The sequence below is a fragment of the Arabiibacter massiliensis genome (assembly GCF_902386925.1).
Taxonomy (GTDB): domain Bacteria; phylum Actinomycetota; class Coriobacteriia; order Coriobacteriales; family Eggerthellaceae; genus Arabiibacter; species Arabiibacter massiliensis.
This window is the reverse complement of sequence record NZ_LR698996.1, coordinates 2,679,427-2,703,384: the sequence shown is the minus strand read 5'-3', so window position 1 is coordinate 2,703,384 and position 23,958 is coordinate 2,679,427. Positions and strand designations below refer to the sequence as shown.

17 protein-coding genes and 1 pseudogene are annotated in these 23,958 nt (G+C 66.7%); 9 read left to right on the top strand and 9 right to left on the bottom strand.

Annotated elements, in window-relative coordinates; all coding sequences use genetic code 11:
* Positions 1 to 11: 11 nt before the first annotated feature.
* The 3 genes from leuS to yaaA all read right to left on the bottom strand — a co-directional run bounded on the left by leuS (position 12) and on the right by yaaA (position 5,033).
* Positions 12 to 2,585 (bottom strand): leucine--tRNA ligase, encoded by a 2,574-nt coding sequence (gene leuS, locus FX134_RS11485; RefSeq protein ID WP_080801983.1) that lies wholly within the window; start codon positions 2,583 to 2,585, stop codon positions 12 to 14.
* Positions 2,586 to 2,660: 75 nt separating this feature from the next.
* Positions 2,661 to 4,142, bottom strand: a complete 1,482-nt coding sequence (locus tag FX134_RS11480) for an RNA-binding domain-containing protein (protein WP_080801980.1) — start codon at positions 4,140 to 4,142, stop codon at positions 2,661 to 2,663.
* A gap of 135 nt (positions 4,143 to 4,277) precedes the next feature.
* Positions 4,278 to 5,033, bottom strand: a complete 756-nt coding sequence (gene yaaA, locus FX134_RS11475) for a peroxide stress protein YaaA (RefSeq protein ID WP_080801977.1) — start codon at positions 5,031 to 5,033, stop codon at positions 4,278 to 4,280.
* 81 nt (positions 5,034 to 5,114) lie between these two features.
* On the opposite strand from yaaA, the gene FX134_RS11470 reads away from it, so the two are divergent.
* From FX134_RS11470 to FX134_RS11445, 6 genes are all read left to right on the top strand, one after another.
* Complete coding sequence (locus tag FX134_RS11470) at positions 5,115 to 5,375, top strand: hypothetical protein (protein WP_143412191.1); 261 nt, start codon at positions 5,115 to 5,117, stop codon at positions 5,373 to 5,375.
* A 164-nt stretch (positions 5,376 to 5,539) separates the two neighbouring features.
* Positions 5,540 to 6,421 (top strand): hypothetical protein, encoded by an 882-nt coding sequence (locus FX134_RS14970; RefSeq protein ID WP_080801974.1) that lies wholly within the window; start codon positions 5,540 to 5,542, stop codon positions 6,419 to 6,421.
* 3 nt (positions 6,422 to 6,424) lie between these two features.
* Positions 6,425 to 7,135, top strand: a complete 711-nt coding sequence (locus FX134_RS11460) for a TorD/DmsD family molecular chaperone (RefSeq protein ID WP_080801971.1) — start codon at positions 6,425 to 6,427, stop codon at positions 7,133 to 7,135.
* A gap of 58 nt (positions 7,136 to 7,193) precedes the next feature.
* Entirely contained in the window at positions 7,194 to 7,877 is a 684-nt protein-coding gene (locus FX134_RS11455; RefSeq protein WP_080801969.1) for a 4Fe-4S dicluster domain-containing protein, read from the top strand.
* Between the two features lie 10 nt (positions 7,878 to 7,887).
* Entirely contained in the window at positions 7,888 to 8,901 is a 1,014-nt protein-coding gene (locus FX134_RS11450) for a 4Fe-4S binding protein (protein ID WP_080804024.1), read from the top strand.
* Between the two features lie 211 nt (positions 8,902 to 9,112).
* Positions 9,113 to 10,924 (top strand): UvrD-helicase domain-containing protein, encoded by a 1,812-nt coding sequence (locus FX134_RS11445; protein ID WP_080801966.1) that lies wholly within the window; start codon positions 9,113 to 9,115, stop codon positions 10,922 to 10,924.
* Positions 10,925 to 10,996: 72 nt separating this feature from the next.
* On the opposite strand, the gene FX134_RS11440 is transcribed toward FX134_RS11445, so the two are convergent.
* A complete protein-coding gene (locus FX134_RS11440; protein WP_080801963.1) occupies positions 10,997 to 12,211 on the bottom strand; it encodes an ATP-binding protein in 1,215 nt (404 codons plus the stop codon).
* Between the two features lie 370 nt (positions 12,212 to 12,581).
* On the opposite strand from FX134_RS11440, the gene fucO reads away from it, so the two are divergent.
* Positions 12,582 to 13,733, top strand: a complete 1,152-nt coding sequence (gene fucO / locus FX134_RS11435; RefSeq protein WP_080801961.1) for a lactaldehyde reductase — start codon at positions 12,582 to 12,584, stop codon at positions 13,731 to 13,733.
* A gap of 89 nt (positions 13,734 to 13,822) precedes the next feature.
* Here fucO and FX134_RS11430 read toward each other — a convergent pair whose 3' ends face one another.
* Positions 13,823 to 15,463 carry an FAD-dependent oxidoreductase gene (locus tag FX134_RS11430; protein WP_080801958.1) on the bottom strand — a complete coding sequence of 547 codons (1,641 nt, stop codon included), beginning with the start codon at positions 15,461 to 15,463 and terminating at the stop codon, positions 13,823 to 13,825.
* A gap of 206 nt (positions 15,464 to 15,669) precedes the next feature.
* Between FX134_RS11430 and FX134_RS11425 the strand changes: the two genes are divergently transcribed.
* Positions 15,670 to 17,172, top strand: coding sequence for a helix-turn-helix transcriptional regulator (locus FX134_RS11425; RefSeq protein WP_080801955.1), 1,503 nt, complete (start codon positions 15,670 to 15,672; stop codon positions 17,170 to 17,172).
* A 288-nt stretch (positions 17,173 to 17,460) separates the two neighbouring features.
* On the opposite strand, the gene FX134_RS11420 is transcribed toward FX134_RS11425, so the two are convergent.
* From FX134_RS11420 to FX134_RS14850, 4 genes and pseudogenes are all read right to left on the bottom strand, one after another.
* The gene (locus FX134_RS11420) at positions 17,461 to 18,330 is read right to left on the bottom strand and encodes a dimethyl sulfoxide reductase anchor subunit family protein (protein ID WP_080801952.1); all 870 of its coding nucleotides are present in this window, start codon (positions 18,328 to 18,330) and stop codon (positions 17,461 to 17,463) included.
* A gap of 2 nt (positions 18,331 to 18,332) precedes the next feature.
* A complete protein-coding gene (locus tag FX134_RS11415; protein WP_080801949.1) occupies positions 18,333 to 18,998 on the bottom strand; it encodes a 4Fe-4S dicluster domain-containing protein in 666 nt (221 codons plus the stop codon).
* A 3-nt stretch (positions 18,999 to 19,001) separates the two neighbouring features.
* Entirely contained in the window at positions 19,002 to 21,821 is a 2,820-nt protein-coding gene (locus FX134_RS11410; protein WP_232050931.1) for a molybdopterin-dependent oxidoreductase, read from the bottom strand.
* An 82-nt stretch (positions 21,822 to 21,903) separates the two neighbouring features.
* A pseudogene (locus tag FX134_RS14850) lies at positions 21,904 to 21,972 on the bottom strand (hypothetical protein); the annotation flags it as partial.
* A 456-nt stretch (positions 21,973 to 22,428) separates the two neighbouring features.
* Here FX134_RS14850 and FX134_RS11405 point away from each other — a divergent pair.
* Positions 22,429 to 23,904 (top strand): LuxR C-terminal-related transcriptional regulator, encoded by a 1,476-nt coding sequence (locus tag FX134_RS11405; RefSeq protein ID WP_232050930.1) that lies wholly within the window; start codon positions 22,429 to 22,431, stop codon positions 23,902 to 23,904.
* Positions 23,905 to 23,958: the final 54 nt, after the last annotated feature.

Genomic DNA, 23,958 nt, shown 5'->3' with positions numbered 1-23,958 from the left:
TGCGTCGTTCCTTACTTCGCGACGATGTTCACCAGGCGGCCGGGGACGACGACCACCTTCTTCACATCCTTGCCCTCGAGCGCCTTCTCCACGGCGGCGAGGCCGGCGGCCTTCACGTCGTCCTCCGCAGCGTCGGCGGCCACCATGATCTTGGCCTTCACCTTGCCGTTCACCTGCACGGCCAGCTCCACCTCGTCGGCCTTGGCTTGCTCGGGGTCGAACTCGGGCCACGGCTGCACGTGCACGGAGCCTTCGCGGCCCAGCACATCGTGCCACAGCTCCTCGGCCCAGTGCGGCGCGATGGGGGCCATGAGCTTCACGATGACCTCGGCCACCTCGGGGTCGATGGCGCGGGAGCCCTCGCAGGCCGCGCGCTCGTCGGGCGAGCACTTGCGCAGGTAGTCGGCCGCCGCGTTGCACAGCTCCATGATGGCGGCGATGGCGGTGTTGAAGTTGTTGCGGTCGAAGTCGTCGACCACCTTGCCCGCCACGCGGTGCCGCTCGCGCACGAGCTTCTTCAGCGCCTCGACGCCCTCGGCCTCGCTCGCGCCCGGCTGGTAGAGCGTCTCGTCGCCGGCCTTGCCGGCGAGGTCGTTCACGATGCGCCACGCACGGTTCATGAACTTGTAGATGCCGGCGAGTCCCCCCTCGTCCCACAGGAGGTCCTTGTCGGGCGGGGCCATGAACAGGATGTACGCGCGTACGGCGTCCGCGCCGTACTCGGCGATCATGTCCTCGGGGGCGATGACGTTGCCCTTCGACTTGCTCATCGTCTCGCCGTGCTCGTCCTTCACCATGCCCTGGCACAGAAGGTTCGCGAACGGCTCGTCGAAGTCCACCATGCCCAGATCGCGCAGCACCTTCGTGAAGAAGCGGCTGTACAAGAGGTGCAGGATGGCGTGCTCGATGCCGCCGATGTACTGGTCCACCGGCAGCCAGCGGTTCGCCTTCTCGGGCGCGAAGGGCAGCTCGTCGTTGTGCGGGTCGGTGTAGCGCAGGTAGTACCAGCTGGAGCACGTGAACGTGTCCATGGTGTCCGTCTCGCGCTTGGCCGGGCCGCCGCACACGGGGCAGGTGGTGTTCACGAACGCCTCGTGCGTGGCCAGCGTCTCGCCCGCAGCCAGGTCGATGTCCTCGGGCAGGCGCACCGGCAGGTCGCTTTCGGGCACGGGCACCAGGCCGCACTCCGGGCAGTGGATGGCCGGGATGGGGTTGCCCCAGTAGCGCTGGCGGCTGATGAGCCAGTCGCGCAGGCGGAACTCCACCTTCGTGCGGCCCTTGCCGGCGGCTTCGAGGTCGGCGATGATGGCGTCCACGGCCGGGCTGTGCTTGCCGCCCACCATGCCGGTGTACTTGCCGGACTGCACGAGGATGCCCTCGGCGTCGTAGGCGGCCTCCCAGTCAACCGTGGTCACGCGACGCTCCTGAACGCCGTTGAGCTGGGGATACAGCGGGTCATCCTCACCGAGGATGATGGGGATGATGGGCAGGTCGTACTTGCGCGCGAACTCGAAGTCGCGCTGGTCGCCGCAGGGCACGGCCATGACCGCGCCGGTGCCGTAGTCGCTCACGATGTAGTCGGCCACCCACACGGGCACCTTTTCGTTGTTTATGGGGTTCACCATGTAGCGCCCGGTGAACGCGCCATGCTTCTCGCGGTCGCCCTGCGCGCGCTCCACGGCACTCACCTTGGCGGCGGCCTCCACCACCTCGCGCACGCCGGCTTCGTACTCGGTGCCGGCCACGAGGTCCATGAGGCCCTTGTACTCGGGCGCCAGCAGGAAGAACGAGCAGCCGAACAAGGTGTCTGGGCGCGTGGTGAACACGGTGATGAGGTCGTCCTCGGTCGGCTCGGCCGGCGCCTCGCCGTCGGGCCCGCACAGCGTGAACGTGACTTCCGCGCCCTCGGAGCGGCCGATCCAGTTGGCCTGCATCTGCTTGACGCGCTCGGGCCAGCCGTCCAGCTGGTCGAGGTCGTCCAGCAGCTCCTGCGCGTAGTCGGTGATCTTGAGGTACCACTGGGTGAGGTCGCGCTTCTCCACCGTGCCGTGGCAGCGCCAGCACTCGCCCTCCGTCACCTGCTCGTTGGCGAGCACGGTCTCGCAGTTGGGGCACCAGTTCACCGGGCTGTTGCGGCGTTCCACCAGGCCGCGCTTCCACATCTGGAGGAAAATCCACTGGCCCCAGCGGTAGTATTCGGGGTCGCACGCCACCACGGTGCGGTCCCAGTCGTAGCTGAAGCCCATGCGCTTGAACGATGCCTTCTGCGTGTCGATGTTGGCGTAGGTCCAGGCGGCGGGGTGGCTGTTGTGCTTGATGGCCGCGTTCTCCGCCGGCAGGCCGAACGCGTCCCAGCCCATGGGGTGCAGCACGTCGAAGCCGCGCATCTTGGAGTAGCGCGCGATGACGTCGCCGATGGAGTAGTTGCGCACATGCCCCATGTGGATGTCGCCCGAGGGGTACGGGAACATCTCGAGCACGTAGCGCTTCGGCTTGGAGGCGTCCTCGGTCACTTTGTTGAGGTCAGCGTCGGCCCACGCTTTCTGCCAGCGGGGCTCGATCTCATGCGGGTTGTAAGGTTTCATGGCGGTGTCTTTCCTTGGACGAGCGGGGCGAATCGTAATTGCCTATTGTAGCAGGTGTGGCAAGCGCGCAGGAGGTTATTCGCCGGCGTCGTCGGGCAATCGGTACACACGGGCGCGGCTCTGCCCTTCGGAAACGATGAGGCCACCCTCGACCATTCCGGAGAGAATCGCTCGGGTGCGTGGTGTGCTCATATCGAGATGTTCAGCTATGGCACCGGTTCCCAAACCACCCTCGATCCTTAGGAGCTTCAATATCTCCGCTTGCTTCGCGCGCGTTATCCCGCCAGTTTTTGCCGCTTGTTTTTGCCGCTTGTTTTTGCCGCTTGCTTTTGCCGCTTGCTTTTCCTTCTTAAGCGGCAAAGCGAGAGTCGTTCTGTCGGGGTCGAACGTCTCCTCGTACTTCGGCGGCTCGTACCCGCACGAAGTCCAACCGTCGTGTATTTTGGGAAGCCCGCTTCCCGCCCGCTCGCCGATTTCGACGAACGAGAATATTTTCAGCATGGTCGCGTTCCGAGGGTCGGACACTCCTCCGACAAGTGCCTTGTCGACATCGACTCGGAAACCACCTGGATTCGCAAGCTCGATCCTATCGGGCGTCCAAAGCGCAACGAGGCCGCGTCTTCCATAATAGTCGGAGTTCGTCAGGCAATTCACCAGAGCCTCACGCAACGCCTTGTGAGCAGGCGTGTCGTCGATCCTCGATATCCCCTCCAGCTTGAAAGGCACTTTCAACGCCTGAGCAAGCTTCGGATACACGCGGAAGTAAAAGTCGTACGCGTTGCCCGACCACTGCCCGCCTTGCGACGTGATACGATCCTCCCACCGCAAGGCGGGATCGCGTTGCTCGCGGTAGTCGAGGAAGTAATTCGGAAACTCAGACGTTATGCGCCAATCCTGCCCGAACATCAATACTCCAGCGCCCGTGGGTCGCACGACGCCATCATCCGTCCGGCACGCGGCGCCGATGCGGCACAGGAATTCGTCGTTGGGAAGGTTCGACCAGATATGGTTCTCGTTGAACTGCTTGTACCGGTTGCGGTAGCGGCGCAGGGTGTCTTCGTCCAGTTCGTCTATCTTCATATGCTCGACCACGCGGCTATCCATGGACTCGTCGGCCGCATCGCGCATCATCGCCCGAATCGTCTCGTACGTGCAGTGGTAGTCGCCCGTGTGGTTGCGCCGATAGGTGCCGGTAAGCGGATTGTAGTCGATGAACACCGGCTTGAGTCGCCGATCCGCACGCGGCACCTTCACCGCTATGACGCGCTTACCCTCGAGCTCCACCGCCTCGACGTCGTCGTCGACAAGGATGTTGGCGCTCACCTTGCGCGGATTGTTGACGGCGTTCCAAAAGTCGTCGAGCAGTTTCTCAACATTGGAGACGCCTGATACGGTTAAGCGCCGGCCCCGCTCCTCGACCCCAAGCAAGATGAGCCCTCCCATGGTGTTGGCGAACGCCGAGTACGTTTCCCAAAGACTCCGAGGCAGATTGAACCCCGCCGCTTTGGCCTCCAGCCGATCATTCTCTTGATACCGCGAGATATCGAGCACATCCACGCGCCTCCCCCTTCCGCGAAGCGACACGGACTACTCGGTGCCTTCGGCACGTCGCTGATTTCTTCAATTCAGTATAGCATATTATGCGTACATTTGTTTGTTCTTTTTGAAGAAAAGGAAGAAATTTGAACGAGCTCAAGCTCTCACGAACACGAGGCATTCCCCCGTCGAGCGCCCTTCATCGAAAGCATGGCCGAGCACGTCGAAGGCGCGCAGGTCGTCGACGTGGCGCACGTCGTTCTCGGCGCACCAGCGTACCATCGAGCCGCGGGCGGCCTTCGCGGCGGTCGAGCGCTGCACGAGGCGGCCGCGCGCGTCTATCGTGCCGAACAGGCAGGTGACCACCTCAACGCCGCAGCGCTCGGCATGCGGCAGAACCGCTTTCGCGTACTCGACGGAGGCCAGGTTCACCACCACGCTCGTCTCCTCCGCGAGCGCGCGGCACAGGCGGTCGCCCCAGAAGCCGTACAGATCGCGCGTGCCTCCCACCGCCAGCTTCGCCTGCATCTCCAGCCGGTACGGCACCACGCCGTCGAGCGGGCGCAGCACACCGTAGAAGCCGGACAGGATGCGCAGATGCTCCTGCAGGTAGTCGAGCTGCTGGGCCGTCATCACCTGCGGCGCAAGGTGCTGGTACTGGATGCCCTCGTAGGCCAGCACAGCCGGCGTGAGCGCGCCCTCGGCCCGCACGTCCATCGTGCGGAAGCGCTCGAAGTTGAGCTCGGCCAGCGCGTCGCTGCACCCCCAGAGCGCCTTCGCCTCTTTGTAGGCAAGCGTCCGCACCGCCTCGGCCAGCCGCGCCGCGTCGTCGACGAACCGCGGCAGCTCGCGCCACGCAAAGGCGTCGTCCACCACGTTCATCTTCTTGGCTGGGGAGATCACGAAGCGCATTGGCGGCACCACCGTTCAGTAGAAGTTGTCGTTGTAGAATAGCAGGAGACGAAGGGATCGCGCGCCCCGAGGGGCGGCATCATGGAGAAGCCCAAAGAATCGACGCCAACCGACAACGCCGTACCGCTCGTCATGAGCGAGCGGAAATTCAAAGAACTCGTGCAGGCGATTTTCAACGAGCGATCCGGAGGATTCGACGGTCGTCGCAAGCAGAGAAGCCGTGCCGGCTTTGCGCCAGCGAATGGACAAACGCGGCCTTTGAGATATTTGAGTCGACTCGACCCTGCTTATCGCTCTTTTCCGCCTCCGCTTCCGCTCAGACACTGCAACTTTCCTCCTTGACACCCGGGGGCGGCCACCCTATCATGCTTGGTGGGGAGTCCGCCCGAGAGCGCATGAGCGCGATCGATGCGGACGTTGTTTGCAAAAGTGGGAACCTCAGGGGTGAGGTTCGCGATGCCGTGCGCATCGTAGACTGGCAAGCAACGTCTGACGAGGGGCGGAACATGACTCACGATTCCACGAATTTCAATCTCTCTCTTGAACCCGATTACGACGAGTTCGATCCACTGGAGGACTTCGAAGACGAGGCCGAAGAAGGCCAAGCCGACGAGTTCCTCGCCACGGTGAGCCCGGCCGAGGACGCGCTGGCTCGCGAGGCCGCCGAGGCCCCCGCCGCACCCGCCGCCGACGAGCGTCCGGCCGAGGAGCGCACCGCCGACCTGCTCAAAGCCATGGCCCCGCGCCGCAAGGTGCTGCTGGGCATCCTCGCCTACTGCGACGCCCCTCAGCCCGTGGCCGACGTGAACGCGCACGTCGACGAGCTGCAGGAGAACAACTTCTCCGTCTACACCGCCGCCAACCTGTGCACGCTGCTCGAACGCGCCGGGGCCCTCGCGCGCGTCACGCCCGACGGCGAGCCCGCCGAGGACATCGAGGTGGAGCCCGAGGTGGTGGTGGTCGACGGCGTCGAGTACCTCGAGGCGCGCGAGCCTGTGCAGATCTGCTGGGTGGCCACCGAGGCCGGCCGCGACGCGCTCGAAGCCGACAAGCCGCTTGAGCGCCTGCGCGCGCTGCTCGAAGAAGACGCCGCCTACCAGGTGATCTACAAGCGCATCCTCACGCTGTGCGCGGCCGAGGGCGGCGCGAAGACCCCCGACATCAACGCCGCGGTGGACGACGACCCGCTCGTGCAGAAGCCGCGCTTCTACGCCCCGCACTTCATCGACAAGCTGGAGAAATGCGACGCACTGGCCTGGAAGAAGGCGTGGATCATCACCGAGATCGGCCAGGCGGGCCTCGACATGCTCGCTGACGTGGCCGACGAACCCGCCGCCGATGCGGACGCCGGCACCGCAACCCCCGAATCCCCCGCCGAGAAGGAGTAACCCATGGCCGATACCAACACCGCCCCCGAAACCGCCGCCGACGAGGCGACGATGGACGACTTCATCAAGCTCAACGAGCAGCGCGCCGCCACGTACGGCCTGCTCTCGCGCCTGTTCCGCGTCGAGATCGACGAGCCCCTGCTCGAGGAGCTGCGCGGCATGCGCTTCCCCGCCAGCACCGGCAACAAGGACGTGGACGAGGGCTACCGCCTGTTCGCGAAGTACCTGAGCAACACCTGGGACAACAGCGTGACCGACCTGGCCGTGGACTACGTGCGCGTGTTCATCGGCCACGGCGTGGACGCCTTCAGCGCCGCCTACCCCTTCGAGAGCGTCTACACGTCCGAGAAGCGCCTGCTCATGCAGGAGGCGCGCGACGAGGTGCTGGCCATCTATCGCAGCGCGGGCCTGGACAAGCAGGACAGCTGGAAGGAGGGCGAGGACCACGTCGCCCTCGAGCTGGAATTCGAGCAGATCCTCATCGGCCGCACCGTCGAGGCGCTCAAGCGCGGCGACGAGGACGAGGCCGCGGCCCTGCTCGCCACGCAGAAGAACTTCCTCGACGACCACCTGGCCGCCTGGGTGCCCATGATGACCGCCGACATGAAGCGCTTCGCCGGCACGGACCTCTACCGGGGCCTCGCGCACCTGACGGAGGGCTTCCTGGCCACCGACCAGGCATTTCTCGAGGATGTTCTGACGGAAGAAGAGTAAAGGGAGGAGCAGCGCTGGGGAGGGCTGCGAAGACCGGGCGCAAGCGAAAGAAGGAGCGATGGAGAACAACGAAGAGCGCGTGGACTCGCCCGACGTCCACGCGAAGCGAACCGAGGAGAAGACCTACGCCGGCATGACGCGGCGCACCCTGTGTTTGGGCGTGGGCGGCGCGGCGGTGATGCTGGGGCTCGGCGGGCTCAAGTACGTCGGGTCGCAGTCGATCATCCGGCCGCCGGGCGGCCAGGACGAGGAGCGCCTGGTGTCGGCGTGCATCCGCTGCGAGAAGTGCTACGAGATCTGCCCGCGCGACGTCATCGCGCCCGCGCACCTCGAGGACGGCGTGGTGAACATGCGCACGCCCACGTTCGACTTCTCGGCCGACTGGTGCGACTGGTGCGCCGACGAGAACGGCGGCGAGCCCCTGTGCGTGAAGGCCTGCCCCACCGAGGCGCTGAAGCTGCCCGAGGACGCCACCGCCGAGAACACCATCATCGGCAAGGCCGTCATCAACGAGGACTGGTGCCTGGCGTACAAGCTGATCGGCTGCCGGTTCTGCTACGACGCCTGCCCCTACGAGGCCATGGAGCTGGACGAGAACAACCGCCCCGTGGTGATTTACGACACGTGCAACGGCTGCGGCGCGTGCGAGAGCGTGTGCGTGTCGCTGCAGAACGGGTCCATCTCGTCCGGTGCCACGGCGCGCGCCATCGTCGTGCAGCCGCTCGACGCGGTGGAAGGGTAAGGTGGCGACGATGAAGAAGATTAACTCCAAAACGCTGCGGACCATCACCGCGACCGCCGTCGTGCTCATCGTCACGGTGGGCTTCATCACGAACCTTGGCATCGGCACCGTGTCGGCACCGGGCATCTGGGACATCTCCATCCTGTGCCCGCTCGGCGCTTTGGGAACGATGCTCGCTTCCAAGATGATGGTGCCGCGCGCCGTGGTGTCGCTCGTGATCATGGTGCTGCTCATCGTGGTGTTCGCCCGCGCGTTCTGCGGGTGGATGTGCCCCGTGCCCCTCGTGCAGAAGCTGCGCGGGCTGTTCGCGAAGCGCACGCCCGAGGAGGCGCAGGGAGAGGGGGGCGCGATCGAGCCGCTTTCCGCCTCCGAGGCCGCCGCGCTCAAGACGTCGTGCTCGAAGGGCGGCGAGGGCGGCTGCGCCTCGTGCGCGTCCAAGCGCGGCGCGGCCCCCGACGCGCGCCACTTCGTGCTGGGCGGCGCGCTGCTCTCAACGGCTGTGTTCGGGTTCCCGGTGTTCTGCCTCGTGTGCCCCATCGGCCTCACCTTCGCCACCATCCTGCTGGTCATCAACCTGTTCGCGCACGGCGACGTGACCTGGTCCATCATCGTGGTGCCGGCGCTTCTGGCCGCCGAGGTGCTGTTGTTTAGGAAGTGGTGCCACAAGCTGTGCCCGCTCTCGGCGTTCATGAGCCTCATCGCCAAGGCGAACAAGACGTTCGTGCCCGTCATCGACGACTCGAAGTGCCTCGAAACGTCGAAGGGCGCCACGTGCGGCCTGTGCGGAAGCGCGTGCGGCGAGGGCATCGACCCGCGCCATCCGCAGCTCTCCGAGGCCGCGTGGAGCGAGTGCACGAAGTGCCGCGCGTGCGTGGACGCGTGCCCCGCGAGCGCCATCACCATGCCGCTGCTGCCGAAGAAGCGCGGCCGCGACGCCGAGCCGGTCGCACTGCCGGTTGATGGCACCGGCGTGGCGGCCGAAGCGGCGCTCGAGGCGAGCGAGGTGGATGCCGCCCGCTCGTGATCGCCCCTCCCGGCGGGCGGGCCGCGGCTGCATGCGACCCGCCCGCCTCACCGGATTCCGCCCCCGGGCGGTTCCGGGCAAAAGGCGGCTTGGCAAGGGCTTTGGGGGACGAGCCGCCTTCTGCCCGGAAGCAGCACTCCTTCCCCCTCCCTCCCCAAATCGGAGGGGTGCTGCTTCCGCTCAACTGCAATGAACAGGAAGGATCGACGATATGACTGCTGCAACCGATACGCTCCATGCGACCCGCATCGTCGGCGGCGTCGGCACCGGTAAGACCGAGGCGCTCGTCCAGCGCGTGGCCGACCTGGTGTCCGGCGGCGTCGCGCCGGCCGACGTGCGCGCGTTCTGCGCCACGCCCTCTGCGACCCGTGCCTTCGCCGCGCGTCTGCGCGAAGCGCTGGGAGAAGCCGCCGGCGAGGTGCGCGCGGGCACGCCGCGCGCGTTCGCGCTCGAGGTGCTCGGCGACGAGGCGGCCGTGCACGCGACCGGCCGCGAGCCGCGCCTGCTGGCGGATTTCGAGGAAAAGTTCCTGCTCGAGGACATGAAGGTGAGCGGGCTGCGCCCCAAGCGCCTGCGCGAGATGCTCAAGTTCTTCCACCGCTCGTGGACCGAGATGGCCGACGACGACGAGGGCTGGCTGCTGCCCGGCGAGGAGGCCGAGACGCACGCGCTGCTGAAGGCGAACCTGGCCCTCACGCGCTCGATCGTTGAGCCCGAGGCGGCGAACCTGGCCGTGCGCTTCCTGCGCGCGAACGAGGGCGCACGGGCCGCGCACGGCGCCGCGCACGTGGTGGCCGACGACTGGCAGTGCCTGAGCCGCGCGTCGCAGCTTTTGTGCGAGCTGGCGGCGGCGGAGTCCATCGCCGTGGCGGGCGACGCGGGCGCGTGCGTGGAGACGTTCGACTCCTACCCGTACGCGGCGGGCTTGGACGAGTTCGTCGAGCGCCATCCGCAAGCCGAGCTGGTGGAGCTGACTGAGCGCCGTCGCGAGGGCCGCGCGGAAGAGCTTGCGGCCGTCAACCCGGCGGCCGAGTTCGCCCAGGTGGCGGACGTGGTGGCGACCGAGCTCGCGGCAGGAGCGGACGCCGCGCGCGTGATGGTGGCCGTGCCGAACGGCGTGTGGGCGAAGAACGTGGTGGCGGCGCTCGCGGCGCGCGGCGTGGCCGCCGAGGCGCTGCCGGACGCGCAGCCCGTCCGCGGCGACATCCGCGACAACGAGCGCTGCCAGGCGGCGCGCCTCATGACGGCACTCGCGGTGGCGGCCGACCCGGACGACGCGCTGGCCTGGCGCTGCTGGTGCGGCTACGGCGACTACTTGGTGAACAGCGCCGCCTTCGCCAACCTGCGCGCCTACGCCGAGGAGGCTGGAACGGGGCTGGTGCAGGCCCTTGAGAGCCTGGCCAGCGACCCGGAGGCAGCGGCGGGCGTCATCGGCGCGGCGCGCGTGGCCGAGGCCTACCGTGCGGGCCTCGCGCTCATCGAGCAGACGCAAGGGCTGGCCGGACGCGCGCTTCTCGACGAGCTCGCGCGCGCGACGGGCGCGGACGCGGTGCCGCCGGCCGTCGTCCAGCTCTGCGAGGGCGGCGAGACCGCCCAGGAGATGGCGCGCCTCGCCCGCGAGCGGCTCCTCTTCCCCACCCTGCGCGACGAAGCGGCCGTGGCCGTCGTCCCCTACGACTGCATGATCGGCCTCTCTCCCGAGGTGCTGGTTGTGGCCGGGTTCGTGAACGGCTTCATCCCCTGCCGCGACTACTTCGACGCCGCGGTCACCCCGCTCGACAAGCAGGAGAAGATGCACGCCGTCGACACCCGCCGCGTCTACGCCCTCGCCGGCAAGGCCGGCCGCCGCCTCGTGCTGTCATATTTCACGTCGACCGACCTCGAGACCGCCGGCGCCCTCAAACTCAAGATCGACCGCATCAAGCTCAAGAACGGCGTCCGTACCTGCACCATCTCCCCCAGCGACTTCCTCCCCGAAGTGTCCCAAACGGGGACAGTCCCCATTTGGGACACTTCGGCATAAAAGGGGACCGTCCCTATTTACGCCATTCCATGCGGCGGCCCCTGCTTGAGCGGGGGCCGCTTTGCTTCGGCGTCACCATGCGTCGGAAAGCAGGAAGTCCGCCACATGCATAGTGTGCACGCCCTCGTAGTTCCCCTCCCACGAGGCATCGGCGGTCACCGCGAACTTGGGGTAGCCGTCGGGAACGGCGAGGAGGTTCCCGTACTCGCGCTCGCGCGTCTCCTTGAGCTCCAGAGAACGCGCAACCTGGATGTACAGCTTTTCCCCTTGCCTTTCGGCAACGAAGTCGATCTCGGCTGACCCCAGCTTGCCCACGAACACTGCGTACCCGCGGCGCCGGAGCTCCAGGTACACGACGTTCTCCAGCATCGACGCCACCGATGTCGGCGAATAGCCAAGCTGTGAGTACTTCAACGCGGAATCGGCCACGAAGTATTTCTCCTGCGTTTTCAGGACCTCTTTGCCCCGAATGTCGAAGCGAGGGCACCGATACAGGAGAAACGCCTGCTCCAGGAACGAAAGGTACGAGTACACCGTTTCCGTGCTGATCGAGCGCTGCTGGCTTTTGAGGTAGTCCGACACCGATTTAGCCGAAAACGTCTTACCCGCGTTCTCCAAGGCGAAACGCGCGATGCGCTCAAGCTGCTCGGTTTTGCGAATGTCGTGACGCTGGACGATGTCCTTGAGCACGATCGAGGCGTAAATGTCCCCCACGACCGCATGAGCTTGATCCTCCCCCATGCCGTTAGCGCTCACGAGGGGGAATCCGCCTCTGCGAAGATAGTCGGGAAACGCCTCGCGGCCCGAACGCGTGACGCCTCGATCCTGCTCGAACGACAGGAACTCGCGAAAAGACAGAGGGTATACCGGCACGCTCACGTATCGCCCCGTCAAGTAGGTCGATATCTCCGAAGCGAGCAAGCGCGAATTCGAGCCGGTGACGTACAGATCGACATCGAAATCCACCATCAAACTGTTCAGGACTTTTTCCCACGAAGGAACCTCCTGCACTTCGTCGAGAAACAGGTACACCCTCCCCGACTCTTCGCCCAGACGCCGGGAGATCATGCGGTAGTAATCCGCCTCGGTATGAAGATCGACGTAACGCAGAGAATCGAAGCTGTATCGCACGATGCGGCTCTCCGGCACTCCCCGCTTCCTGAGCATCTCCATGACCATGAGCAAGATGGTCGATTTTCCCGAGCGACGCACGCCGGAAAGAACCTTCACCAAAGGAGCGTCAATGTACGGCGCAATAGCCTCGGTGTACAAGGGCCGGTCTATCATCACGCGCCTCCATCCAGTCGTAGATAGATTTCTAGTATAACCGGAAAAACTATGAAAGACTTGGACTTTTTCTGGATGCGATGGAAAAGCTAGAACGCAGAACCTGAGCCAACATGACATGATATGTCCCAAATGGGGACTGTCCCCATTTGGGACAGGGGCCGCCGCAATTCTCACCAGCGAATTCAGTTGGACTAGTCCTTTTATGACGCGGGAAGATCATCACGCGGCGCGGCGGAAACAGAACAGGAAAGGTCGCGCATGCCGCACCCCCTTCCGAACGAAGTTGAAGAGGCTTCCAGCGCTTGACAAAATCGCCGACTCAGCGGATAACCTTAAGGTGTCGAAACTTCGAGGAAGGGGACCTGTCATGGCCAACCGCATCGTTCTCAACACCGTATCCCACCACGGGTCGGGCGCCATCAAGGAGCTGCCGGGCATCCTTGCGGCACGTGGCTGCAAGAAGGCGCTCGTGTGCACCGACGCGTCGCTCGTGAAGTTCGGCGTGACGGCCAAGGCCACCGATGAGCTGGACGCGGCCGGCATTGCCTACGAGGTGTTCTCCGACGTGAAGCCCAACCCCACCATCGAGAACGTGCAGGCGGGCGTGGAGGCTTATCAGCAGGCTGGGGCCGATTGCATCGTGGCCATCGGTGGCGGCTCGGCCATGGACACGGCGAAGGCCGTGGGCATCATCGCGAACAACCCCGAGTTCGCCGACGTGCGCAGCTTGGAGGGCGTGGCCGACACGAAGAACCACGCCGTGTTCACCGTGGCCGTGCCCACCACTGCCGGAACCGCGGCCGAGGTCACCATCAACTACGTGATAACCGACGTCGAGCGCACGCGCAAGTTCGTGTGCGTGGACGTGAACGACATCCCCGAGGTGGCCATCGTCGATCCCGACATGATGGCGTCGATGCCGGCGAGTCTCGCGGCCGCCACGGGCATGGACGCGCTCACGCACGCCATCGAGGGCTACACCACGAAGGGCGCCTGGGCCATGACCGACATGTTCCACCTGGAGGCCATCCGCCTGATTTCGGCCAACCTGCGCGGCGCCGTGGCCAAGGAGGAGGCCGGCATGGAGGGCATGGCGCTCGCGCAGTACATCGCGGGCATGGGCTTCTCCAACGTGGGGCTCGGCATCGCGCACTCCATGGCGCACACGCTCGGCGCGCTCTACGACACGCCGCACGGCGTGGCCTGCGCCATGATGCTGCCCATCGTGATGGAGTTCAACGCGCCCGAGACGGGCGAGAAGTTCCGCGAGATCGCGCGCGCCATGGGCGTTGTGGGTGTGGACGCCATGGACGAGGCCGAGTACCGCGCGGCCGCCATCGACGCCGTGCGGAAGCTGTCGACCGACGTGGGAATCCCCACCACCGTGGAGGCCATGAAGGCCGATGACCTGGACTTCCTGGCGAAGTCGGCCGCGCAGGACGCCTGCGCCCCCGGCAACCCGCGTGAGGCCAGCGTGGCCGACCTGCGCGAGCTGTTCACCAAGGTGATGCCGGCGTAGAGGGCTGCGACACGAAGAACGCAAGACGGATCCCCGCCGCGCGAACGCGGCGGGGATCCGAGGAGAGGGAAGGGCTGTCCGAGAAGCGCTTACGCGCCGGCGATCTCCTTGGCCACGTAGACGCCGGAGCCGAGCGCGAGGCCCACCGAGGCGCCCTCGTTGGTGTAGTAGGGCATGCTGTAGACGCTGCCCTGGTCGACGCCGGCCACGTACAGGCCGGGGATCGGGTGGTTGCCCTGATCCATGGCGCGCAGGTGGCTGTCAACCTTCACGCCGCCGTTCGTGCCCCACGCGCTCGGCACGTACTCGAACACGTAGAACGGCGCGGCGGCCACGGGCTTGAGGAACGGCGCCGACTTGCCGAAGTCCTCGTCCACCCCGGAGGCGCAGTACGCGTTGTACTTCTCCACCGTGGCCTCGAGGTTGTCGAGCCCGTACTTCTCGGCGATCTCGGAGAGGCTCTCGGCCTTGAGCGCCCAGCCCTCGTCGATGGCCTGCTGCAAGTGGGCCTCGGCGTTCTCGGGCGTGGTCTTGTAGAAGTCGACCATGGGGCCCGACACCCAGCTTGCCGGTTGCCCGAGGTAGGCGAAGATGCCGTCGCCCTTCACGGCCTCGTAGTAGTCGGAGTCCATGATGCAGTACGCCTTGCCGGCGCGCAGCAGCGCCTCGCCGCCCACGGCCAGCGGGAACTGCGCCACCTTCTCCTCGTTGATGAAGCGCTCGCCCGCGGTGTCGGTGTACAGGCCGCCGAACAGCCAGTACCCGTAATGCTCGTTCACATTGTGCCAGTCCTCCGTGAAGGGGCGGCCGGTCGTCGCGGCCGAGACAGCGCCGCACTCGTTGCCGAGCACCGCGAAGTTGCGGTCCCACGCGCCGCCCGCATCGAGCACCATGTTGATGCCCGCGCCGTCGGAGAGCGTGTTGCCGAGCGAGAACAGCTTCGTGTTGAAGCGGTCGAGCTGCATCTCCGCGTTGCCGAGGAAGCCGCCCGAGCACACCACGACGTTCGGGGCCATCACGTCGACGCCCTTGTCGGTCTGCACGCCGACCGCCGCGCCGCCCTCCATGATGATCTTCTGCGCCGCCGTTCCGAACAGGAACTCGCCGCCGGCAGCCTCGATGGCTCCCACGATGGGGGTCACGCGCTCCTCGCCGCCCGTCATGAACATGTGGCGGCCGCGGAAGCCCACGCCGTAGGTGTCGGGGATGAGCTGCATGGGAATGCCCAGGTCGAGCATCGTGTTGATAGCCTCGCCCGTGTTCGCCAGCGTGTTGCGCAGAAGCGCGCCGTTCACGCTGCCGCGCGCGAAGTCGTTCATGTAGCCGAAGATGGTGTCGAGGGTGACCGTGGCGCCCTCCTGCTCCTGCAGCTTCGTCTCGCAGGCGGTGGGGCCGCCGCACATGCTGAAGTTCGACATCGCGGCCGAAGGCGCGCGCTCGATGATGACGACGCGCTTGCCCGCCTGCGCCAGCTTGAGGCCGGCCATGAGGCCCGCCGCGCCCGCGCCCACGATGGCGACGTCGCACTCCTTCTTCTCCGAGCCCTCCTTGCGCGGAATGCCGCCCGCCACCGCCTGCTGCTCGGCCGGCTCGGCCGCATCGGCCGCCGCAGCCGCCGGTGCGGGCGCGCCGCCCTGCTGGGGCGCGCAGCCGGCGAGCCCCGCCCCTGCCGCCAAGGTGCCCATGGCCGCCAAACCCAGAAACGCGCGACGATCCATCGAAGTGTCCATATCCGTCCTCCCTTTCCTTGTTTGCTCGCATGGCGGCGCGCCGTGCGCCGTCGGCGACCATCCTAGGCGCGCGAGCGGCGGCGCGCCATCGCATCAAAGGGAGGTTTTCGCTTGCTGCCAGGGGATTCTCCGATAAAATCACGTGTTATAGGTGATGCCGCCTCATGCCGCGTGCGCTAACCTCGAGCCTGTCGAAAGGAACGACCATGCCCGCATCCCCCGCATCCGACGCCCCAAGCGGCTCGCTCGACCGCTTGGCTGCGCGGCTCGAACCGCCGTTCCCGCTGCGCCTCCTAGGCTTCGGGCTGGTGTACGCGTGGAGCACGTGCGTGTGGGACACGGAGGCCATCGCGGGGCCGGCGGGCGGGCTCTCGGCCTCGCCGGGCGCCACCTGGCTGCTCTCGGCCGTCATCACGCCAATCGCGTTCCTGGTGTTCGCGCTGGCCGCCCGCAAACGCGATATGCTGGCGAGCCGCGCGCTCGCCGTCGCCGGGCCCGCGCTCTCGTTTGCGGGCACCCTGCTCGTGGCGCTCGAGCCGCTGGCCCCGGAAGCGCTGCGGGGCGCGGCGACCGTGCTGGGGGCGGTGTGCACCGGCATCGGGCCCGTGGCGCTCATCCTCTTGTGGATCAACCTGTACGCGCGGCTCGACCTGGAGCTCATAGAGTCGGCGGTGCCCGCCTCGTTCGCGATGACGCTGGTCATCACGCTGTTCGTGCCCACCTTGAGCGATGCGCTGTCGGTCGCGGTGGTCAGCCTGCTGCCCGTGGCCTCCGGCGCGCTCTACCTGCTCTCGCGCCGCAGCTACACGGGCGGCGAGCTGCCCGCAGGGGATCCACCCGCGGACGAGCGGGCCGCCGCGCGTCTGCGGCCGGGCACGGTCGCGCGCATGTTCGCCCTGCTGCTGGCGTCGTACAGCGTGGGCTGCCTGCTGCCCTCCATCCACCCCGCCGGCGCGCCCGCGCTGCTGCACGAGCCGTGGACGGCGTCGCTCGGCACGCTGTTCGCCATCGCGCTCTCGGTTTCCATCGTGCTGTTCTCGCGGCGCATCGACCTCGATTCGCTCTATCGGTGGATCATCGCGCCGTTCGCGCTGGCCATCATCTTCGCGGCGTTTCCGAACGAGGCCTGCCTGGCGCTCTCGGGCATCCTGGGCAACGCCACGTTCACGGGCCTGGAAATCATCATGATCATCTACTTCGTGCGGCTGGCGAACCGGGCGGGCAAGACGCCGACGCTGCTGATCGGCCTGGGGGAATGCGCCGCCTACACCGGCGTGCTCATCGGCTTCGGCGGCGGCGCGCTGGCGAAGCAGGCCATCGCAGCGGGCGCGCTCGACCCTAAGACGGCCGCGCTCGCGCTGGTGGGCGCGTTCATCTGCTCGACGCTGCTCGTGCCACGGCGGGACGTGGCGTGGTCGGAAGGCGCGCCGACGCCCGTCATCGCGGCGAGCGAGGTTGAGGGCGTCGTCGTCGCGCCCGCACCCGAGTCCGAATCCTTCGAGGCCCGCTGCGCGCGCATCGCCGCCGACCGGGGCCTTTCCGCGCGCGAGGCCGAGATCTTCCAGCTGCTCGCCCAGGGGAGGAGCCAGCCCTACATCCGCGACATGCTCTACCTGTCGAAGAACACCGTGTCCACCCACACCCGCCACATCTACCGCAAGCTCGACGTCCACAGCAAGCAAGAGCTCCTCGACCTGCTGGAAGAGTAGGCGGCGACATTGTTTCACGTGAACACTTGTGCTGAAAGCTCGGCGGTAACGGGCGAATCTGCGGGGGCGAAACGCCGCGCTTATCATCGGCTAGGGGTGCTGTCAAAAAGCAAAAGCAACGTTCTTGAAAGGAGCCCCCTGCGGGGGCGGCTCGTCGTCTGCAAGGGGGTTTGGGGGAGACGAACCGCGCCCGCAGGGGGCTCCGGATGTCCCAAATGGGGACAGTCCCCATTTGGGACACCTTCTTGGCATAAAAGGGGACTGTCCCCTTTTATGCCATTTTCAACGCTAGTAGAACATGAAGACGCTGAGGCCCAGGTTGTAGAAGGCGACGCGGAGGCAGACCGCGCCGATCAGGGCGGCGACCACCGCGGCGGAGCCCCAGAGCTTCCAGTTGGCGGACTTGCGGCCGACGAAGGCGGCGACCAGGGGCACGATCGCGCCGACGACCACGGCACCGCCCCAGAGGAGGGGCGCCTGGCCCGCGACCGTCGCGGCCGCGTCGGCCATGGCCTTGGTCGGGTGGGTCGGGTCGAAGTAGAAGCCCACCTCGGCGAAGGAGCCGCCAGAGGCCTGGAGGAAGGCGGCGAACGCCACAGCGGTGACGGCCGCGATCGCCGTGCCGACGAGGGCCGGAAGCGCCACGGGCTTGACGTCGTCGCCCTTGAGCGACATGATGACGGCCATCGCGCACGGGCCGAGGACGCAGGCGTTGCCGAGGACGTACAGGATCCAGAGCACGCTGTCCCAGGCAGGCCTCGCGGCCATGGTGTAGCTATGCGCCATGACGGCTACGAGGATCACGCACGCCGCGATCGACACGCCGGCCAGCCACTTCGGAACCGAGGCCCCATCAGAAGATTTCCGCATCATGACCAGGTACACCACGGCCACGACGGCCAGCACCACGATGGCGATCAGCTCCTGGGTAATGCCGGACGTCAGATGCCCGAACCCGTTGAAGATCCTCTCCCAGTGCTCGAGATGGAAGAACACCGCCACGCCGCCGACGGCCAGCAGCACCGCAGACGCAACCCACGCCGTCATCTGCGACTTCTTCCCCGCTCCGACCAGCGCCATCAGGCTCTGGCTCGCAAAGAGCCCCGCCGACCACGCCACCAAGGTCGTGAACACGATCAAAGGCCATTGCAATTCCATGGCTACTCATCTCCCTTCCAGTCGCGGTTGCGCAGGATGAACGCGAACTCGGGGCCGTTGCCCACGTCGGGCAGATGGTGCAGGTCGGTGGCCTCGTCGAAGGGCTGCGCCAGCTCGCCGAGCGTCACGCGGTTGCCCGTGTACAGGTTGTCGTAGGAGCGGTCCACGTCGTAGCCCACGGCCGGCGCCTCGAACGACTCGATGCCCTTCTCCTTATCGCCGAAGAACCTCGCGCGCCCGCCGCACTGGATGACGCACTGCGGGAGCCCGCCCTGCCCCACGATCTGCTCGCAGAGCGTGCACTTCTCCACCACGCGCTCCTCCTCGTTCAGATAGCGCACGTTGTAGGGGCAGGCCATCGCGCAGAACTGGCAGCCGATGCACTTGGACTTGTCGATCTGCACGGTGCCGTCGGGCATCTTCTGCGAGGCGCCGGTCGGGCACACCTTCACGCACTCGGGGTCGGCGCAGTGCTGGCACTGCACGGGCAGGTAGTACATCTCCACGTCGTTGGACGCCTTCGCGCCCTCCTTCAGCGAGGGCCCGATGCGCAGCACCTTGTTCCAGTACGACCCGATGGGCACGTTGTTCACGGCCTTGCACGCCACCATGCAGGCGAGGCAGCCGACGCACCGGTTCAAATCGGTGACGATCGCATACTGCGTCATGGTTTACGCCTCCTCTCGAATCTCGTAGTTGGGCAGCCATTCCTTCAGCCGCGGGTCGGACGCGTCGTAGATGATCTCGGTGCCGTCCTCCGGCGCGCAGGGGATCACCTTGCCGTCTGGGCAGTTCTCGGGCGTGGCCTTGTAGATCTTCACCGGCACGCCGCGCATGTGGTGCGAGCTGATGAACTTGTCCTGGCCGTGCGGGTCCCAGATGCACTCGATGTTGGCCAGCATGCAGCCGTGCGTGGGCGCGGGAAGCTCCGGGAACCACCACGCGTGCTCGGCGTTGGCCCAGCCCTTCGCGATGCCGTGGTAGAGGTCCACGCACTGGCGCACCTTGCCCCACTCGGTCTCGATCCAGGCCCAGTCGCCCTGCTCGAGGCCCAGCTCAGCGGCGTCCTCGGGGTTCATCTCCAGACGCGGCGCCGGCCAGAGCTCGCGGCACCACGGCAGCTGCCGGTGCTCGCTGTGGAAGTACACGGGGATGCGGCGGCCGGTGGTGAGGACGATCGGGTACTCCTCGAGGTCGATCACGCCTCCATCGGCCGAAGACGCGGGCGGCTCGTAGTTGGGCATCATCTCTTTGACGACGTCGAACTTGCCCGGCTCGAACTCGTTGGCCATGTCGATGCAGAACGTCTCGAACGCCATCGACCAGAACTCCACGAGCGCGTTGGGCGTCGGGCAGCCGAAGTTGTTCACCGGCTGGCCCTTCTCGTCCACCGACCACGGAGTGGCCGTGCAGGCGTCCTTGCCCATGCGCATCCAGCCCGTCTCGAAGCGGCGGTACGTTCCCCAGCGGTCGGGCTCGATCTCCTTGGCGTTGATCCAGCCGTTCTCCTGGAAGTCCTGCTTGAAGTCCTCGAAGTGCTCCCATTTGCAACCCGGGTACGGCGTGTTGAAGCCGGTCTTCTCGTTGTGGGCCTGGAACCAGTCCTCCAGGCGCTCGTCGTGATGGTACGCACCGGGGCCGTCGCCCTTGATGTTCATCCAGGTGCCGTTGGGGTTGCCCTGCTTCTCGAGCGCCTCGAAGATCAGGCGGTTGATGTCGTAGTCGAACTTCGTGTCGCTCGGCGGCTCCACGGCGCGCTGCGTGAGACCGATGCCGCCCGACGCGCCCTGGCTCACGCGGATGTTGTTGATCTCGATCCAATGCTGGCACGGCAGCAGGATGTCGGCCATCTCGGTGCCGGGGTGATGGAACATGTTGATGTCCACCCAGAAGTCGAGCGTGGCCAGGGCTTCCCACGCCATCGTGGCGTTGGACATGTTCATGAACGAGCCAGACTCGTTGATGCCGCCCTTGAGCGGATACGGCTCGCCGGTGAGGCACGCCTCCCACAGGCAGGTGGCGTCGGCCCATTCGTTGTAATACGGCAGGATGGGGAACTTCTCGCCGCCCACCATGTTGCTGAGCACCTCGCGGCGGTCGGGGATGTTCGTGGGCTCCAGCTTCACGTCGGTCAGGTAGAACGGCGGGCACTGCGGCTCGCCCGTGATGGCCTCCATGCCCTTGAGCGTCCACTTCACCTCCTGCGGCATGTTGGCGCCGGGCGCAGCGGTGGCCTGCTCGTCCACCGGCGTGCGGGTGAGGCCGCGGTTGCCGGCGGGGCCGTCGAAGTTGCCGGTCATATACGACAGGTGCAGCACCGCGCGCACGGTCTGCGTGCAGTTGCCCACCTGGTCGGGGGCGAGGTTCAGGTGGATGCCGCCGTTGCCGTAGGTCTGGCCGGCGGGGCGCGTCGCCCACACGAGGCACGCCTCCTCCACGAGCGCGGGGTCGAGGCCCGTCTTCTCCTGGCACCACTCGGGCGTGCACTCGGCCACGGATTCCTCGAGGTAGGCCCACACGGGCTTGGCCGTATGCTTCGTGCCGTCGACAAGCGTCACCTCGTGCGTGCCCTTCATATCGAAGTCGATGCCGGCTTCCTCCAGCTCCCAGTAGGACAGGGGCGGCAGGTAGCCCTCCTGCGACGTGCCCTTGTACACCACTTCCATCTGGTCGCGCGTGGGGGCCGTGTGGTTGCAGCCCTCCCACTGGGTGGCGTCGGCGTCCCAGTACACGAGGCCGCCCGCGCCATCGTTGGCCTTCTTGTTCCACGCGTAGAACTTGTGCGGGCTGCCGCCTTCCTTGAGGTCGCTCTCCTTGAGCAGGCGCGTCTTGAGCTTCGTGCCGATGAGGTCCTGAAGCGGCGGCACCTGGACGGGCGAGGACAGGTCGATGTAGCGGCCGCCCGTGGGCTCCATGTCCTCCACCACCAGCAGCGACGCGTCGGTCCAGCGCTTAACGAACTCCCAGTCCACCAGGTCGTGCTTGATGATGATGTGCTGCCAGCACAGCGCCAGCGCCCCGTCGGTGCCGGGCTTGAGGTTCAGCCAGTAGTCGGCCTCCTTGCCCGAGCCGGACAGGCGCGGGTCGATGCAGATGTGTACGTCGGCCGAGGTCATCTTGTCAACCAGGTTGCGGCACGAGTCGTCGTAGTTCGAGTTCTCGGGCGCGGTGCCCCACTGCACGTACACGCGCGGCCCGTCGCGCAGCGCCATCCACGGCGCGCCGTCCACCGAGCTGATCCAGCCCATCAAACGGCGCGGGCCCTTGCAGATCTCGGACGCCACGTGCGCGTTCGGGGTGTCGAACAGCCACTTGTAGAACGCGTAGGGCCCGTACACCCACTGGCGCGACGTGCCCGCCATGTTGAAGATGGCCTGGCCGCCGTTCTTGTCGATGATCTCCTGGAACTTCTCGCCGATGGTCTGCATCGCCTCGTCCCACGTGATGCGCTGCCAGCCCGGGTCCTCGCCCTTGGGGCGGGTGCGCTTCATGGGGTGGTAGATGCGGTCGGGGGTGGTACGCCGCCTGGATGGACGACTGCGACTTGGCGCAGCAGTTGCCGCTCGACTGGAACGACGACTGGTCGCCCTCCACCTTCACGGCGCGCCCGTTCTGCACGGTCACCCACACGCCGCACTCCATCTTGCCGCAGCCGCGGCAGCAGGTGCGCACGCGCTTGACGTCGTCGCCCTTGGCGGGCGCGGCGGCGTCCTCGGCGAGCGCCGCGTGCGGAGCGGCGGCCGCGCAGACGATGGCCGCGCCGGTCATGGCGGAGAGCTTCGCGAACGCTCGACGCGTCAGGTTGAGCTTGCCCATTCCTCCTCCTTCTTCCGTCTCGTTTCCTGGGGAGGGCGGCCCCCTGCCGCCTTCCCGGATGCCCTCCAGTGTGGCCCGCCGGCGGGCGGCGCGCATCATGCGTTTCTGCGAAAACTTTCGCCACGGGGCGCGCGGAGCATCATGCGTTTCCCATGATTTTGGCGAAATGCCTGGTGGGCAGAATGCGGGCGCGAGGCGGTTGACTCGCCGCCGAAGCCGTGCCGGTGCGCTGCCGAGGGGTATAATGGGCGTTCGAGGGCGGGATCTTGAGGGGGAATTCTCGTGGAGCAGCCATCGCCGTTCGCCATCGCGCGGGAGCGCCTGAGCCAGACGCGGCCGCGCAGCCTGCTGAACCTGCGCATGCTGGGGTTCGCGATGGCGCGCGCGTGGGTGTACCTGATGTTCCTGGGAACCGCCGCCAGCTCGATGACCTGGAACGGCCAGACGGTGCCGAGCATCGCCTACCTCGGATCCACCGTCATGCTGTGCGCGACGCTGCTGGCGAGCGCTGTGTGGCACGAGCGCTTCGCCGTGCTCATCGGGCGGCCGTCGTTCCGCGCGCTCGGGCCCGTGCTCATCGTGGCTGGCACGCTCGCGTTGGCCTCGGCCACGCTGCCGGGAGCCCCCGAGGTCGCGCTCTGCCTGGCCGGCGCGCTGCTCACCGGCGTGGGGTCGGGCATCATCGACCTCGGCTACGGCGAGCTCTACCGCAACCTCGACCCGCGGCGCACCTCGTTCGAGGCGCCGCTCGCCTTCTTCATCGCGGCCGCGCTGTTCCCCGTGGTGCTGGGACTGCCCTCGGTGGCGGCGTGCATCGTGTGCGCGCTTCTGCCCGCGGTATCGGGATGGATCCTGTTCGTGAAGATGAAGGCCTGGTCGCCCGCGCGCGAGCCAGCCGTGAAGCCCTTCGCCATCCATCTGGGCACGTTCTCGTGGAAGATCGGCATCTGCGCGTGCCTCATCGGGCTGGCCGACGGCGTGGTGCGCGCGGTGTTCATGACGTCCATCGGCGCGTCGGCCGAGAGCTTCTACCGCTTCCCGCTGCTGTGGTCGAGTCTGCTCACGATGGCCATCATCTACGGGTGCGTCCTGTTCTCGCGCGAGACGGGGCTGCGGCCGGTGTACCGCTCGGTGATGCTGGTGATGGCCGTGTTCTTCATGCTGCTGCCCGTGTTCACCGGCTACTCGGAGATCGAGAGCACCATCGCGCTCACGGGCTACGGCACGTTCAACGTGCTCATCTGGATACTGCTCGCGGACATCTCGTTCACCTACCGGCTGTCGTCGCACATGGTGTTCGGCATCGGCTGGGGCATGGTGACGCTCGGCGTGCTGTTGGGCTCGGCCGCCGGCCAGGCCGTATGCGCGTTCGCGCCGTTTCAGCCGCAGACGCTCAGCCTGATCGCGCTGCTGGCCACGCTGGCCATCCTCATCTCGTATATGTTCGTGTTCAACGAGAGCGACCTCATCGCGCTGGCGAAGGGCGACGAGGACAAGGAGGGCGCCGCCGAGCCGAAGCGCCAGCGGTTCCAGGACCGCTGCAAGGAGGTGGCCGGCGAGTACGGCCTGTCGCCGAAGGAGACCGAGATCATGATCCTGTTCGCGAAGGGCCGCTCGAGCACCCGCATCCAGGAGGAGCTCTACCTGTCGCGCGGCACCGTGACCACGCACCTGCGCCACATCTACCAGAAGCTCGACGTCCACAGCAAGCAGGAGCTCCTGGACGTGATCGAGGCCCGCGAGGATCGCCGGGCATAGCGCACGGAGGTACTGCCAGTCGCTCCAACCAAGTGGCAGGAATGTGCGGCTGTG

Coding starts and splice junctions, on each gene's coding strand:
- leuS (WP_080801983.1), bottom strand. CDS start 2,585: ATGAAACCTTACAACCCGCATGAGATCGAGCCCCGCTGGCAGAAAGCG.
- yaaA (WP_080801977.1), bottom strand. CDS start 5,033: ATGCGCTTCGTGATCTCCCCAGCCAAGAAGATGAACGTGGTGGACGAC.
- FX134_RS11470 (WP_143412191.1), top strand. CDS start 5,115: ATGGAGAAGCCCAAAGAATCGACGCCAACCGACAACGCCGTACCGCTC.
- FX134_RS14970 (WP_080801974.1), top strand. CDS start 5,540: ATGACTCACGATTCCACGAATTTCAATCTCTCTCTTGAACCCGATTAC.
- FX134_RS11460 (WP_080801971.1), top strand. CDS start 6,425: ATGGCCGATACCAACACCGCCCCCGAAACCGCCGCCGACGAGGCGACG.
- FX134_RS11455 (WP_080801969.1), top strand. CDS start 7,194: ATGGAGAACAACGAAGAGCGCGTGGACTCGCCCGACGTCCACGCGAAG.
- FX134_RS11450 (WP_080804024.1), top strand. CDS start 7,888: ATGAAGAAGATTAACTCCAAAACGCTGCGGACCATCACCGCGACCGCC.
- FX134_RS11445 (WP_080801966.1), top strand. CDS start 9,113: ATGACTGCTGCAACCGATACGCTCCATGCGACCCGCATCGTCGGCGGC.
- FX134_RS11440 (WP_080801963.1), bottom strand. CDS start 12,211: ATGATAGACCGGCCCTTGTACACCGAGGCTATTGCGCCGTACATTGAC.
- fucO (WP_080801961.1), top strand. CDS start 12,582: ATGGCCAACCGCATCGTTCTCAACACCGTATCCCACCACGGGTCGGGC.
- FX134_RS11430 (WP_080801958.1), bottom strand. CDS start 15,463: ATGGACACTTCGATGGATCGTCGCGCGTTTCTGGGTTTGGCGGCCATG.
- FX134_RS11425 (WP_080801955.1), top strand. CDS start 15,670: ATGCCCGCATCCCCCGCATCCGACGCCCCAAGCGGCTCGCTCGACCGC.
- FX134_RS11420 (WP_080801952.1), bottom strand. CDS start 18,330: ATGGAATTGCAATGGCCTTTGATCGTGTTCACGACCTTGGTGGCGTGG.
- FX134_RS11415 (WP_080801949.1), bottom strand. CDS start 18,998: ATGACGCAGTATGCGATCGTCACCGATTTGAACCGGTGCGTCGGCTGC.
- FX134_RS11410 (WP_232050931.1), bottom strand. CDS start 21,821: ATGAAGCGCACCCGCCCCAAGGGCGAGGACCCGGGCTGGCAGCGCATC.